This window comes from Streptomyces netropsis, assembly GCF_014203545.1.
Lineage (GTDB): Bacteria > Actinomycetota > Actinomycetes > Streptomycetales > Streptomycetaceae > Streptomyces > Streptomyces netropsis.
Genome location: NZ_JACHJG010000007.1, coordinates 51,391 through 64,556 on the forward strand (window position 1 = coordinate 51,391; position 13,166 = coordinate 64,556).

At 69.0% G+C, this 13,166-nt stretch carries 12 protein-coding genes and 3 tRNA genes; 7 read left to right on the plus strand and 8 right to left on the minus strand.

All coding sequences use genetic code 11. The features are described from left to right. The first annotated feature begins 407 nt into the window (after window positions 1-407). Window positions 408-674: a DUF6274 family protein gene (locus FHS38_RS35460; RefSeq protein WP_184735087.1), complete on the plus strand. Its 267-nt coding sequence runs from the start codon at window positions 408-410 to the stop codon at window positions 672-674. A 533-nt stretch (window positions 675-1,207) separates the two neighbouring features. On the opposite strand, the gene bldC is transcribed toward FHS38_RS35460, so the two are convergent. Beyond that, complete coding sequence (gene bldC, locus FHS38_RS17710; protein WP_003949541.1) at window positions 1,208-1,414, minus strand: developmental transcriptional regulator BldC; 207 nt, start codon at window positions 1,412-1,414, stop codon at window positions 1,208-1,210. 513 nt (window positions 1,415-1,927) lie between these two features. Then, a complete protein-coding gene (locus FHS38_RS17715) occupies window positions 1,928-2,782 on the minus strand; it encodes a DUF8083 family protein (protein ID WP_184734544.1) in 855 nt (284 codons plus the stop codon). 202 nt (window positions 2,783-2,984) lie between these two features. On the opposite strand from FHS38_RS17715, the gene FHS38_RS17720 reads away from it, so the two are divergent. Continuing rightward, complete coding sequence (locus FHS38_RS17720; RefSeq protein ID WP_229822682.1) at window positions 2,985-4,100, plus strand: Leu/Phe/Val dehydrogenase; 1,116 nt, start codon at window positions 2,985-2,987, stop codon at window positions 4,098-4,100. A 467-nt stretch (window positions 4,101-4,567) separates the two neighbouring features. Then, window positions 4,568-4,819 (plus strand): DUF3073 domain-containing protein, encoded by a 252-nt coding sequence (locus FHS38_RS17725; RefSeq protein ID WP_184734546.1) that lies wholly within the window; start codon window positions 4,568-4,570, stop codon window positions 4,817-4,819. A 113-nt stretch (window positions 4,820-4,932) separates the two neighbouring features. Here FHS38_RS17725 and purM read toward each other — a convergent pair whose 3' ends face one another. The 6 genes from purM to purS all read right to left on the minus strand — a co-directional run bounded on the left by purM (window position 4,933) and on the right by purS (window position 11,952). Beyond that, complete coding sequence (gene purM / locus FHS38_RS17730; protein ID WP_184734547.1) at window positions 4,933-6,000, minus strand: phosphoribosylformylglycinamidine cyclo-ligase; 1,068 nt, start codon at window positions 5,998-6,000, stop codon at window positions 4,933-4,935. A gap of 40 nt (window positions 6,001-6,040) precedes the next feature. After that, a complete protein-coding gene (gene purF, locus FHS38_RS17735; protein ID WP_184734548.1) occupies window positions 6,041-7,558 on the minus strand; it encodes an amidophosphoribosyltransferase in 1,518 nt (505 codons plus the stop codon). A 218-nt stretch (window positions 7,559-7,776) separates the two neighbouring features. Beyond that, window positions 7,777-8,574, minus strand: coding sequence for a maleylpyruvate isomerase family mycothiol-dependent enzyme (locus tag FHS38_RS17740; RefSeq protein ID WP_184734549.1), 798 nt, complete (start codon window positions 8,572-8,574; stop codon window positions 7,777-7,779). Between the two features lie 105 nt (window positions 8,575-8,679). Continuing rightward, window positions 8,680-10,929: a phosphoribosylformylglycinamidine synthase subunit PurL gene (purL, locus tag FHS38_RS17745; RefSeq protein WP_184734550.1), complete on the minus strand. Its 2,250-nt coding sequence runs from the start codon at window positions 10,927-10,929 to the stop codon at window positions 8,680-8,682. A gap of 91 nt (window positions 10,930-11,020) precedes the next feature. Then, the gene (gene purQ, locus FHS38_RS17750; RefSeq protein ID WP_184734551.1) at window positions 11,021-11,701 is read right to left on the minus strand and encodes a phosphoribosylformylglycinamidine synthase subunit PurQ; all 681 of its coding nucleotides are present in this window, start codon (window positions 11,699-11,701) and stop codon (window positions 11,021-11,023) included. Next, window positions 11,698-11,952, minus strand: a complete 255-nt coding sequence (gene purS, locus FHS38_RS17755; protein ID WP_130878754.1) for a phosphoribosylformylglycinamidine synthase subunit PurS — start codon at window positions 11,950-11,952, stop codon at window positions 11,698-11,700. Before purS ends, purQ begins: the two co-directional genes overlap by 4 nt. A 305-nt stretch (window positions 11,953-12,257) precedes the next feature. Between purS and FHS38_RS17760 the strand changes: the two genes are divergently transcribed. From FHS38_RS17760 to FHS38_RS17775, 4 genes are all read left to right on the plus strand, one after another. Continuing rightward, window positions 12,258-12,575 carry a histone-like nucleoid-structuring protein Lsr2 gene (locus FHS38_RS17760; protein WP_184734552.1) on the plus strand — a complete coding sequence of 106 codons (318 nt, stop codon included), beginning with the start codon at window positions 12,258-12,260 and terminating at the stop codon, window positions 12,573-12,575. 90 nt (window positions 12,576-12,665) lie between these two features. Continuing rightward, window positions 12,666-12,737: transfer RNA gene (locus FHS38_RS17765), tRNA-Gly, on the plus strand. Window positions 12,738-12,823: 86 nt separating this feature from the next. Next, window positions 12,824-12,895 (plus strand) — tRNA-Gly (locus FHS38_RS17770). Window positions 12,896-12,971: 76 nt separating this feature from the next. Further along, a tRNA-Gly gene (locus FHS38_RS17775) sits at window positions 12,972-13,044 on the plus strand. Window positions 13,045-13,166: the final 122 nt, after the last annotated feature.

The window sequence follows — 13,166 nt, forward strand, 5'->3', positions numbered from 1 at the left end:
TAAGGCCCGTACTCGTCAGCGAGTGCGGGCCTTACTGCTTGCCCGGCCGCAGAAACCAGCGGAGGCCGCGCCCGCGGCGGAGCCGCCATCGAGCACAGCAAATCCCGTCAGGACCGCATCTCGGTAAGGCCCGTACTCGTCAGCGAGTGCGGGCCTTACTGCTTGCCCGGCCGCAGAAACCAGCGGAGGCCGCGCCCGCGGCGGAGCCGCCATCGAGCACGGCAAATCCCGTCAGGACCGCGTCGGCACAAGGCCCGTATCCCTAGAGTGGGTGCGGGCCTTACCGCTGTCGGAGCAATCGGAGCACCTGGCCCGGATCCCCCTAGGGATCCCGGCCTTCTTGCGTTCGACCTTGACTGCGACACGTGCCAGGGGTACCCGTAGCAGTGGAGGAGGTGCCGCACTCCATGACGAAGACCCGGACCGGATCCGAGCGGACCGAGCGCATCAGGCATGAGACGAGGGCGCTGCTGCGTGCCCACCTCTCCGCCGCCTCGGGGTACCGCCACCTGACCAGACACTGCCCGGTGTGCCACCGGCTCCTGCGGCTCGCCCAGGAGGCCGGCAGCGGCGCGGGCGACGAGCCCTACGCGCGGGCCGAGGGCGTCGCTGAGAGCGTCACCGAGCGCGACACCGGGCGTGATGCCGAGGGCGCGGCCGGCGCCGGGGGGTGACGGGCCGGTCGGCCGGGGACGAAAGTCCCTCTTTCCGGTGACCAACGGCGGCTACCGCGACGGCAGTCGAATGCCAGGGTGGAAGTCGGGTTTCTCTACCGCAGTGGCACAGGGAGTGACAAGCACGTCGCGATGTGACGGGAGTCACCGAAAGAGTTTCCGGAGTGAGGGAACTTACCCCCTGCCTACACCCGGTCAATTTAATATGTGCAATTGCACCGCCCCCCGAAAGAGGCACGCTTCTCCCGGGCGTTCCGTCAGGGGTTCCACCCGGACTCGCTGTGATCCCTCTGTGGGCCCCCTACGGCCCCACTGTGCCCCTCTACGGCCCCATCTCCCGACGGCGGGCGGACCGGCCCGGCGGAGGGCATAAAAAAGATCGCGCTGGACCCGGCGGAGTCCAGCGCGATCGACGACGCACCCAAGTCGGTGGGCATGGAGCCTGTTGGGGCAGGCGTCCAGTCGTTTGTAGCCAGGTGGTGCCTGGGCGAAAGCCGGGTTGGGGGCCCCGGAAAACGCCCTTATGCCTTTGTTCAGGCCTCGCTACGCTGCTGCGGAATGCCCGCCAGCAGCGCGCGGACCTCCGCTTCGCGGTATCGCCGGTGTCCTCCGAGCGTGCGGATGGACGTGAGCTTGCCTGCCTTGGCCCAGCGCGTGACCGTCTTCGGGTCCACGCGGAACATCGTGGCAACCTCAGCCGGGGTCAGCAGCGGCTCGGCATCAGGGGTGCGAGCGGTCATGAGCGGCCTCCTCGGGAGAACCGAACCATCACGTCGGTTCTTTCCTCTAAATTCTGCACCTTGACCCGCGTTGCCCGAAATGGCGGACGCGGGCCGAGTCGGTTATAGGACGAACGGCTTGTCCTCGGCACTACAACTACACCATCTGTCCAGCCACGTCGGCCAAACCGATGGAATTGCCCTCTCAGGTGTTCAACCTCGACGGAAGCCGATGGACCATGTCATAGCGGACAGTCACGCCACCGTGACGATCAGTCACAGCGGGATCAGGGGTCACCAGACCCGCCAATGGGGGCAATACCGAGCTATCCACCCATACTTGGACGGAAGGAGTCCTTCCCGGACTCCTTGTCCTATTTTGCCACGAGGGTGGGCGATGGGCGCAAGACCTGACGTAAGTGCGTTAGGTCACGGTTGCCGCAATGGCCCGGATCGGGACCTAGGTCCTGCCGCAACGGCCCCAGCGATCTCCAGACGCCCCAGCAGCCACGGCAGTTCCCGCTTCAAGGAATCTCAGTTGGCGTATTGCCGGTCCCGCACGGCGCGCCAGCGCTCAGTGAGCCGCTCGTACGCCGCGCCCGCCCGCGCGCCGTCCCCGTCGCGCAACGCCGCCAGTCCTTCCGCCGTGTCGGCGGCGGAGTGATCGTCGGCGAGATGCGGCTCGGGCACCAGATGGACGAGACCGCCGTAGTCGAGCTCCACCAGGGAGCGCGGATGGAACTCCTCCAGCCAGCGCCCCACCTCCACCAGGCCGTCGATCAGCGGCCCTTCCTCGATGGCGTCCTTGAGCGTCCGCAGGGCCCGCGCGACCCGCCGCCGGGCCTGCACCATGGGCGTGCGGTAGCGCAGGACGGGGGCCGGTCGCGCCGGGGGGCCGGGCTCGCCCTTGGCGTACTCGCGCTCCTCGTCCGCGAAGAGCACGAACCAGCGCAGCGGCACCTGCCAGGTCGCCGTCTTGATCCACGGCCGGGCGTCCGGGTTGTGCTCCTGCCAGCGCTCGTAGTCCGCCTCCGCCTGCCTGCGGACCACCGGCGGCAGCACGGCGTCCAGGACGGGCACGGGGAACCGCTCGGCGAGCTCCTCCAGCGCCAGCCAGCCGCGCAGCCGGGTCCGCCAGGGGCAGACGCACAGCACGCCGTCCTGCAGGGCGATGAAGGCGTCACCGCTCTCGTGCACCGGAACGGGCACGGGCGGGGTGGGCAGCAAGTCGGCCAGCGACCGGCGCAGTTCGTCCTGGGCACCGGGGAGCTTCCCGCGCCGGGCGTAGCGCACCCAGTGCGTACGCTCCGGCTCGGGGAACGCGCCGAGCGGTTCGTAGACCCGTAGGTAGGCCGCGTACGGGACAGTCACCGATGACGCCAGTCGCAACGCTCGCTCCCTCAAGCCGAAGGACACCCGGGGAGCGCCGGTGACCTCCCCGTACTGTCCAGATCGTCCCATGTCGTCGCAGCCCGGGAGAGTGATCCTCCGCACCACACCGATCGGCCGGGCCGGGAGGTCTTACTCTCTTGCCAACCGGCCCTCCCCCACCCCTCGGAGGGCGACCTCCGCGACATATGGAGTCACCACAGTGACTGACGTACGTCCCACCTCCGGCGCCGAAGGCGTACTGCACACCCTGTTCCACACGGACCAGGGCGGCCACGAGCAGGTTGTGCTCTGCCAGGACCGTGAGAGCGGCCTGAAGGCCGTCATCGCCCTGCACTCCACCGCCCTGGGCCCGGCCCTCGGCGGCACCCGCTTCTACCCGTACGCCTCCGAGGAGGAGGCGGTGCGGGACGCGCTCAATCTGTCGCGCGGCATGTCGTACAAGAACGCGCTGGCGGGCCTCGACCACGGTGGCGGTAAGGCTGTGATCATCGGCGACCCCGATCTGATCAAGACCGAGCAACTGCTGCTTGCCTACGGTCGGTTCGTGGCCTCCCTCGGTGGGCGTTATGTCACCGCTTGCGACGTCGGCACCTATGTCCAGGACATGGACGTGGTCGCCCGGGAGAACCGCTGGACCACCGGCCGCTCCCCCGAGAACGGCGGCGCCGGCGACTCCTCGGTCCTCACCGCGTTCGGCGTCTTCCAGGGCATGCGGGCCGCCGCGCAGACCCAGTGGGGCGAGCCGACGCTGCGCGGCCGCCGGGTCGGCGTCGCGGGCGTCGGGAAGGTCGGCCACCACCTCGTCGAGCACCTGGTGGAGGACGGCGCCGAGGTCGTGATCACGGACGTCCGCGCGGACGCCGTGGAGCGGATCACCGCCCGGCACCCGCAGGTCACCTCCGTCGTGGACGCCGACGTACTGATCCGTACGCCGCTCGATGTCTACGCCCCCTGCGCCCTCGGCGGCGCGCTGAACGACGAGACGGTGGCCGCCCTCACCGCCACCGTCGTGTGCGGCGCGGCCAACAACCAGCTCGCCCACCCGGGGGTGGAGAAGGACCTCGCCGACCGCGGCATCCTCTACGCCCCGGACTACGTCGTGAACGCGGGCGGCGTGATCCAGGTCGCGGACGAGCTGCACGGCTTCGACTTCGACCGGGCGAAGGCCAAGGCGACCAAGATCTTCGACACGACGTCGGCCATATTCGATCGGGCCAAGGCGGACGGCATCCCGCCGGCCGCGGCCGCGGACCGACTCGCCGAGCAGCGGATGGCGGACGCCCGCGCCGCCGCCACGGGGAGGACCGCTCCGTAAGCCCCCGGCACGCGGGTGCCTGGCCGGCCGGCCTTCGTGGGTGGGGGTGCGCGCTTGGCCCTGTCGCCCGGGTCGGGTGCACCACCGCTGCGCGGCGGTGTCCTCAAACGCCGGACGGGCCGAGTTCCCGTCCGGCCGCCGACCAAGATCGGCCGGACAGGCTGTCGGCGGCCGCACAGTGGTCCCCACAGAGCCGCCGTTCGGAGGTGGTGAGGGAGAGATCTCTCACCACCCCTCGGCGGGTCGGCGCACAAGACACGTTAAAATCGCAGCTGACCAGCGGGGACGGGGCTCCCTGAGGGTTGTGCTCCGTGCCACGTCATGCGGGCGACGTACCGTATGGCCGCGGAAGCAGGTACCGTTGAAGCCCTACAGGCCGGACTTCCCAGCGGGAGTCCGCTCTGACTCATGAACGTGAACGCGTTGACTCTGGGGCCGTCGAGCCCCGTCATTGAGGGGGTCGAGCCATGGGGCGCGGCCGGGCCAAGGCCAAGCAGACAAAGGTCGCCCGCCAGCTGAAGTACAACAGCGGCGGGACCGATCTCTCACGTCTGGCCAATGAGCTGGGCGCATCGCCGACGAAGCAGCCGCTGCCAAGCGAGCCGCTCGAAAAGGACGATGAGCTGGACGACGATCCGTACGCTCAGTACGCGGATCGTTACAACGACGAAGAGGACGAGGACGAGCAATCGCCCGAGACCTACCGTCGCCGCGCTTGACGCTGTAACTCCCACGACCCGGTCCAGGGCATGCCCCGGACCGGGTTCTGTGCTGCTCGGAACCGGAACCAGAACCGGGAGCGGGGCCGTGGCCCCGCCCGGTTCCGACCCGGTCAGCTCGAATAGTCCCCGGTCAGCGCCACGGGCTCGGCGTGGTCGCCGCGCTCGGTGATCTCTCCCGCGACCCAGGACTCCACGCCCCGGTCGGCGAACGTCGCCAGGGCCACGTCCACGGACTCCTGCGGCACGACGGCGATCATGCCGACGCCCATGTTCAGGGTCTTCTCCAGCTCCAGCCGCTCCACGCCGCCGAGCTGCCCCACGAGGTCGAACACCGCGCCCGGCGCCCAGGTCGACCGGTCGACACTCGCGTGCAGTCCGGCCGGGATCACCCGGGCCAGGTTGTTGGCGAGACCGCCGCCGGTGATGTGCGAGAAGGCGTGCACCTCGGCCGTGCGGGTGAGCGCGAGACAGTCCAGCGAATAGATCTTGGTGGGCTCCAGCAGCTCCTCGCCGAGGGTGCGGCCGAACTCCGGAACGTCGCGGTCCAGCTCCCAGCCGGCCCGGTCGAAGAGCACATGGCGGACCAGTGAGTACCCGTTCGAGTGAAGTCCGGACGACGCCATCGCGATGACGGCGTCACCCTTTCGAATGAGGTCTGCGCCCAGGACCCGGTCGGCCTCGACCACGCCCGTGCCGGCGCCGGCCACGTCGAAGTCATCGGCGGCCAGCAGCCCCGGGTGCTCGGCGGTCTCGCCGCCGACGAGGGCGCAGCCCGCGAGGACACAGCCCTCGGCGATGCCCTTGACGATGGCCGCGACCCGCTCCGGGTAGACCTTGCCGACGCAGATGTAGTCGGTCATGAAGAGCGGCTCGGCGCCGCACACGACGAGGTCGTCCACGACCATGCCGACCAGGTCGTGGCCGATGGTGTCGTAGACCCCCATCCGGCGGGCGATGTCGACCTTCGTGCCGACGCCGTCGGTCGCGGAGGCGAGCAGCGGGCGCTCGTAGCGCTTGAGGGCGCTGGCGTCGAAGAGGCCGGCGAAACCGCCGAGGCCCCCGACGACCTCCGGACGGGTGGCCTTCTTCACCCACTTCTTCATGAGCTCGACGGCGAGATCGCCGGCTTCGATGTCGACGCCCGCGCTTGCGTAGCTGGCACCAGTGGTCTCAGACATGAGTTTGAGATCTTTCGTGTCGTTCGGTACTACGGGGGCGTTACGGGCGACGGAGCGCGTCGGCGGCGTCGGTGCCACCGGCCAGCTCCGACTCCAGCAGCTGCTTGCCCAGCAGCTCGGGGTCGGGCAGCGGCATCGGGTACTCGCCGTCGAAGCAGGCACGGCAGAGGTTCGGCTTGGCGATGGTGGTCGCCTCGATCATGCCGTCGATGGAGATGTACGCGAGCGAGTCCGCGCCCAGCGACTTGCCGATCTCCTCGACCGTCATGCCGTTGGCGATCAGCTCGGCGCGGGTGGCGAAGTCGATGCCGAAGAAGCACGGCCACTTCACCGGGGGCGACGAGATCCGGATGTGGACCTCGGCGGCGCCGGCCTCTCGGAGCATCCGGACCAGGGCGCGCTGGGTGTTGCCGCGGACGATGGAATCGTCGACGACCACGAGGCGCTTGCCGCGGATGACTTCCTTGAGCGGGTTGAGCTTGAGCCGGATACCGAGCTGGCGGATGGTCTGGCTCGGCTGGATGAAGGTCCGGCCGACGTAGGAGTTCTTGACCAGGCCCGTTCCGTACGGGATGCCGCTGGCCTCCGCGTAACCCACGGCGGCGGGGGTGCCGGACTCCGGGGTCGGTATCACCAGGTCGGCCTCGACCGGGGCCTCGGCGGCGAGCTTGCGGCCCATCTCCACCCGGGAGAGATAGACGTTGCGGCCCGCGATGTCGGTGTCGGGGCGCGCGAGGTAGACGTACTCGAAGACGCAGCCCTTGGGCCTCGCCTCCGCGAACCGGGAGGTCCGTACGCCGTTCTCGTCGATGGCGACCATTTCGCCGGGCTCGACCTCGCGTACGAAGGAGGCGCCGCAGATGTCCAGGGCGGCGGTCTCGGAGGCCACCACCCAGCCGCGCTCCAGTCGGCCGAGGACCAGCGGGCGGATGCCCTGCGGGTCACGGGCCGCGTACAGCGTGTGCTCGTCCATGAAGACGAGGGAGAAGGCGCCCTGCACGTCGGGGAGGACCTTGGCGGCCGCTTCCTCGACGGTCAGCGGCTTGCCGTCGGCGTCGGTCTGGCCCGCGAGGAGTGCGGTGACCAGGTCCGTGTCATTGGTCGCCGCGACCTGGGTGGCCCGGCCGTTCTCCCGGGGGAGGGCGGCGACCATCTCGGCCAGCTGGGCGGTATTGACCAGATTGCCGTTGTGACCGAGGGCGATGGAGCCGTTGGCGGTCGCGCGGAAGGTCGGCTGCGCGTTCTCCCACACCGAGGCACCGGTGGTGGAGTAGCGGGCATGTCCGACCGCGATATGGCCCTGGAGGGAGCCGAGGGAGGTCTCGTCGAAGACTTGGGAGACAAGTCCCATGTCCTTGAAAACGAGGATCTGGGAGCCGTTGCTCACAGCGATACCCGCGGACTCCTGTCCACGGTGCTGCAATGCATACAGTCCGAAATAGGTGAGTTTGGCGACCTCTTCACCCGGAGCCCAGACACCGAAGACGCCACAAGCGTCCTGGGGGCCCTTCTCACCGGGGAGCAGGTCGTGGCTGAGTCGTCCGTCACCACGAGGCACAAGGTAAGTCTATTGCAGGTGCGAGGTTCATCCGAACCGGGGACGAGGGGAAATGGCTCACACCACGCACAGCCACTCGACGGGTACGCGCGATGACCGATCAAGCGCCTTTTCTTGCGATTCCCGGCATGGTTTTCCGGGTGTTTTTTCCGGGGCCCCTCCCCCACTTTCCCCCGCTTTCCCCGGCTTTCCCGGCCGGCCCCCGCAAGGAGGCCGGATCAGCCCAGCAAGGGCAGTTGCGCGGAGATGTCCGCGCGCTCCCCGCTCGCGGAAACGGCCGCCTCGTCGAGGGCCGTGGCCCAGTCCGTACGGCCGGTCGCGAGGCGGACCCAGGTGAGGGGATCGGTCTCGACCACGTTGGGCGGGGTGCCCCGGGTGTGCTTGGGGCCTGCCACACACTGGACCACCGCGAAAGGCGGAATCCGGACTTCCACCGAGCCGCCCGGCGCCTTGGTGGCGAGCCCGTCCGCCAGCAGCCGGACACAGGTGGCCAGGGCCTGCCGGTCGTACGGGATCTCGGTGCCCAGCGCGGCGGCCAGATCGTCGGTGTGGACGATCAGTTCGACACATCGGGTGACGATCAGGTCGTCCAAGCGCATCGCACCGACCCGCGCCGCGACGAGCCGGTCTCCGGGGGCCGGGAGGGTGATGTCGGTGAAGCGGGCGGCGGTGCGGTCGAGGAGTTCGAGCGGCTCGGCGTCGGCCGCCGCCTCGTGGGCCGCCTCGTCGACCTTCCCCGCGAACGCACGGGTGGCGAACGCCCAGTCGACCAGGGCGACTTCGTGCTTCGCGGGCGCGGGCGCCTCGATGCTGCGGCTGACGTTGTCGGTGACGCTCGCGATGTGCGCGGCCAGCTCGCGGACCGTCCAGTCGCCGAGCCGGGTCGGCAGCGCCAACTGCTCGGCGCTCAGCCCCGCCACCGCTTCGCGCACGTTCCGGAACTGCGCGAGGACGGCGGCGCGGGTCTTGGCGGGGTCGTAGCTGCGGGCACGGGGTTTGCGCGGGGCGGAAGACATGCTCCGACCCTAATCCGTGGTGGTTGAACAAGTGGCGGATCAAACCGAAGGCGGCCCGCCCCATGAGGGGCGGACCGCCTTCGTGAAGCCCGGAAGCGCGCCGGATCAGACCAGCAGAGCCGGGATCGTCGCCTCGTGCGCCTCACGCAGCTCGGCCAGCGGAATGCTGAACTGGCCCTGGATCGCGATCTCTTCACCGTCGACGACACCCACGCGCGTGGCGGGCAGCCCGCGCGCGCCGCACATGTCGGTGAACCGCAGTTCCTCGCTGCGCGGCACGGACACCAGCGCCCGGCCGGCCGACTCGGAGAACAGGAAGACGAACGGGTCCATGCCGTCGGGCACGACGATCCGGGCGCCCTTGCCACCGCGCAGACACGACTCGACGAGGGCCTGGATCAGACCGCCGTCGGACAGGTCGTGCGCCGCGTCGGCCATGCCGTCGCGGGAGGCCGAGATGAGGATCTCGCCCAGCAGCTTCTCGCGGCCCAGGTCGACCTTGGGCGGCAGCCCGCCGAGGTGGTCGTGGATCACCTGGGACCAGGCGGAGCCGCCCAGTTCCTCCGCCGTGTCGCCCAGCAGGTAGAGCAGCTGGCCCTCCTCGGCGAAGGCGATCGGCGTACGGCGCTCGACGTCGTCGATGACACCGAGCACCGCGACCACCGGGGTGGGGTGGATGGCGGTCTCGCCGGTCTGGTTGTACAGCGAGACGTTGCCGCCGGTCACCGGCGTGCCGAGCTCCAGGCAGCCGTCCGCCAGACCGCGGGTGGCCTCGGCGAACTGCCACATGACGGCCGGGTCCTCGGGCGAACCGAAGTTCAGGCAGTTGGAGATGGCCAGCGGCCGGGCACCGGAGGCGGCGACGTTGCGGTACGACTCGGCCAGCGCCAGCTGCGCGCCCGTGTACGGGTCGAGCTTGGTGTAGCGGCCGTTGCCGTCCGTGGCGACGGCGACACCGAGGTTGGTTTCCTCGTCGATCCGGACCATGCCCGAGTCCTCGGGCTGCGACAGGATCGTGTTGCCCTGGACGAACCGGTCGTACTGGTCGGTGATCCAGGACTTCGAGGCCTGGTTCGGGGAGGCGACGACCTTCAGGACCTGCGCGCGCAGCTCCTCGGCCGTGGCCGGCCGGGGAAGCTTGTTCGCGTCGTCGGCCTGCAGGGCGTCCTGCCAGTCGGGACGGGCGTACGGGCGCTCGTAGACCGGGCCCTCGTGCGCGACCGTGCGCGGCGGGACGTCCACGATCTGCTCGCCGTGCCAGAAGATCTCCAGCCGCTCGCCGTCGGTGACTTCACCGATGACGGTGGCGATGACGTCCCACTTCTCGCAGATCTCCATGAAGCGCTCGACCTTGCCGGGCTCCACGACCGCGCACATGCGCTCCTGCGACTCGCTCATGAGGATTTCCTCGGGCGAGAGGGAGGAGTCGCGCAGCGGTACGGTGTCCAGCTCGACGCGCATGCCGCCCGAACCGGCGCTGGCCAGCTCGCTGGTGGCGCAGGACAGACCGGCGCCGCCGAGGTCCTGGATGCCGTCGACGAGGTCCTCGCGGAAGATCTCCAGGGTGCACTCGATGAGGAGCTTCTCCTGGAACGGGTCGCCGACCTGGACGGCCGGGCGCTTGGCCGGGCCGGTGGAGTCGAAGGTCTCCGAGGCGAGGACGGACACGCCGCCGATGCCGTCGCCGCCCGTGCGGGCGCCGTAGAGGATGACCTTGTTGCCGGCGCCGGAGGCCTTGGCGAGGTGGATGTCCTCGTGCTTCATCACACCGACGCACAGGGCGTTGACCAGCGGGTTGCCCTGGTAGCAGGCGTCGAAGACGACCTCGCCGCCGATGTTGGGCAGGCCCAGGCAGTTGCCGTAGCCGCCGATGCCCGCGACGACGCCCGGCAGGACGCGCTTGGTGTCGGGGTGGTCGGCCGCGCCGAAGCGCAGCGGGTCCATGACGGCGACCGGGCGGGCGCCCATGGCGAGGATGTCGCGGACGATGCCGCCGATGCCGGTGGCCGCGCCCTGGTAGGGCTCGATGTACGAGGGGTGGTTGTGCGACTCGACCTTGAAGGTGACCGCGTAGCCCTGGCCGACGTCGACGACGCCCGCGTTCTCGCCGATGCCGACGAGCATGGCGTCGTTGGCGGGGACCTTCTCGCCGAACTGCCGCAGATGGACCTTGCTGCTCTTGTACGAGCAGTGCTCGGACCACATGACGGAGTACATGGCGAGCTCGGCGCCCGTCGGGCGGCGGCCGAGGATCTCGCGGATGCGCTCGTACTCGTCCGGCTTCAGGCCGAGTTCGGCCCACGGCTGGTCGGTGTCGGGCGTTTCGCCTGCGTGCTTGACGGTGTCGAGAGTCATGCTGCGCCCTCATCATTCGCTTCTCCGCCCGCGCGGCGCAGAGGTGCGGCTGTCATGTTCGGCTGCGGCCGAGTGGCCGCGCGTGCGTCGCTCATACGGAGACCAGCTTCTTCAGGATCGAGGTGAAGAATCCGAGCCCGTCCGTGCGGCCGGTGCCGACCAGCGGCTCCACGGCGTGCTCGGGGTGCGGCATGAGGCCGACGACGTTGCCCGCCTCATTGGTGATGCCGGCGATGTCACGCAGCGAGCCGTTGGGGTTCACGTCCACGTAGCGGAACGCGACCCGGCCCTCGGCCTCGAGCATGTCGAGGGTGCGCTCGTCGGCGACGTACCGGCCGTCGATGTTCTTCAACGGGACGGAGATCTCCTGGCCCACCTCGTAGTCGGAGGTCCAGGCGGTTTCCGCGTTCTCCACCCGCAGCTTCTGGTCGCGGCAGATGAAGTGCAGGTGGTTGTTGCGGAGCATCGCGCCCGGCAGCAGGTGGGTCTCGGTGAGCACCTGGAAGCCGTTGCAGATACCGAGGACGGGCATGCCCTCGCGGGCACCCTCGATGACCTTCTCCATGACCGGCGAGAAGCGCGAAATGGCGCCCGCGCGCAGGTAGTCGCCGTAGGAGAAGCCGCCCGGCAGCACCACGGCGTCGACCTGCTGGAGGTCCTTGTCGCGGTGCCAGAGCGGGACGGGTTCGAGCCCGGCGATCCGGACGGCCCGCTGGGTGTCGCGGTCGTCCAGGGTGCCGGGGAAGGTGATGACCCCTACGCGAGCGGTCACCGTGCTTCTCCGTCGACCTTCACGGTGAAGTCCTCGATCACGGTGTTGGCGAGAAACGTTTCCGCCATCTCGTGGATGCGGGCGAGGGCGGCCTCGTCGACCGGTCCCTCCACCTCGAGTTCAAAGCGCTTGCCCTGACGGACGTCGGCGATCCCCTCGAAACCCAGGCGTGGCAGTGCGCGCTGCACCGCCTGGCCCTGCGGGTCGAGGATCTCCGGCTTGAGCATGACGTCGACTACGACGCGTGCCACTGGCACTCCCGGTGTGTGGTGCGTGAGCTGAAGCGGTGATGTCAGAGTACAGTCCCGAAAAATCTACGCGCATAGATATCCTGGGGGTTCCGTCTCGCTTTCGCATCGGCAAGGGGCACGCCCGGGGAAAATTCCGGGAAAAACGCATGGCCTGCATTGCGGCGGGGCGCGCGGACAGAATTAACTGGGCTTCACCACTCAATGCCTTTTGTTGTACAAATGAATAAGCATTGATTCCAAACCACCGGAACCCAGGCATCACCGCAGGTCAATGCGGACGGTGCCGACCGAAAGGACCGATTTTCGTGGCGCAGCGCGTAGTGGTCACACTCTCCGACGACATCGACGGCGGGGACGCGGCGGAAACCGTCTCCTTCGGTCTGGACGGCAGGTCGTACGAGATCGACCTCAACACCGCCAATGCAAAGAAACTGCGCGTCGCGCTGGCCCCCTACATGGAGGCGGGCCGCAAGCAGTCCCGCTCCGGCAAGGTCTACCGGCGCACCGCCGTCGCGCCCGACCCGGCGGCCGTGCGCGCCTGGGCCCGCTCCAACGGCATGGAGGTGCCGCCGCGCGGCCGGATCCCCAAGAAGGTCTACGAGGCCTTCAACGCCGTCGACTGAGCCGACTTGCCAAACACCCCGGATGATCAGCTAGAGTCTGGATCACGCCGAGGGGCAAGGCCGGGAAACGGGCCCGAACTTCGGAGTCATGCGGGTGTAGCTCAGTAGTAGAGCGCCCCCCTTCCAGGGGGGAGGCGCAGTGTGCGATTCCTGTCACCCGCTCTCATCGCCTTCCGGCCACGCAAGTGGTCGGGTAGGGTGATGCTCCGCCGATCGGCGGCCCCTCGTGGGCCGGTGTTCGGAGGCATGCGGGTGTAGCTCAGTAGTAGAGCGTCTCCCTTCCAGGGAGAAGGCGCAGTGTGCGATTCCTGTCACCCGCTCTCATCGCTTACCGACCACGCAAGTGGATCAGGTAGAGTGATGTTCGCGCCGCCGGTGAAAGCCGAGCGGAGGCATGCGGACGTAGCTCAGTTGGTAGAGCACCACCTTGCCAAGGTGGATGTCGCGAGTTCGAGTCTCGTCGTCCGCTCAGTTGTAAGAAGGCCCCGGTCATCGACCGGGGCCTTCTTCGTGTTCCCCCGGCGGTGGTGCCGGCGCCCGATGACATTCGTCATCCGAAGTCATGACAGCCCGCACTGCTTCCGGGCCGGA

Excerpts from the sequence above, each read along its gene's own strand:
- bldC (WP_003949541.1), bottom strand. The coding sequence starts at position 1,414 with ATGACCGCTCGCACCCCTGATGCCGAGCCGCTGCTGACCCCGGCTGAG.
- FHS38_RS17725 (WP_184734546.1), top strand. The coding sequence starts at position 4,568 with ATGGGGCGCGGCCGGGCCAAGGCCAAGCAGACAAAGGTCGCCCGCCAG.
- FHS38_RS35460 (WP_184735087.1), top strand. The coding sequence starts at position 408 with ATGACGAAGACCCGGACCGGATCCGAGCGGACCGAGCGCATCAGGCAT.
- purM (WP_184734547.1), bottom strand. The coding sequence starts at position 6,000 with ATGTCTGAGACCACTGGTGCCAGCTACGCAAGCGCGGGCGTCGACATC.
- FHS38_RS17740 (WP_184734549.1), bottom strand. The coding sequence starts at position 8,574 with ATGTCTTCCGCCCCGCGCAAACCCCGTGCCCGCAGCTACGACCCCGCC.
- purL (WP_184734550.1), bottom strand. The coding sequence starts at position 10,929 with ATGACTCTCGACACCGTCAAGCACGCAGGCGAAACGCCCGACACCGAC.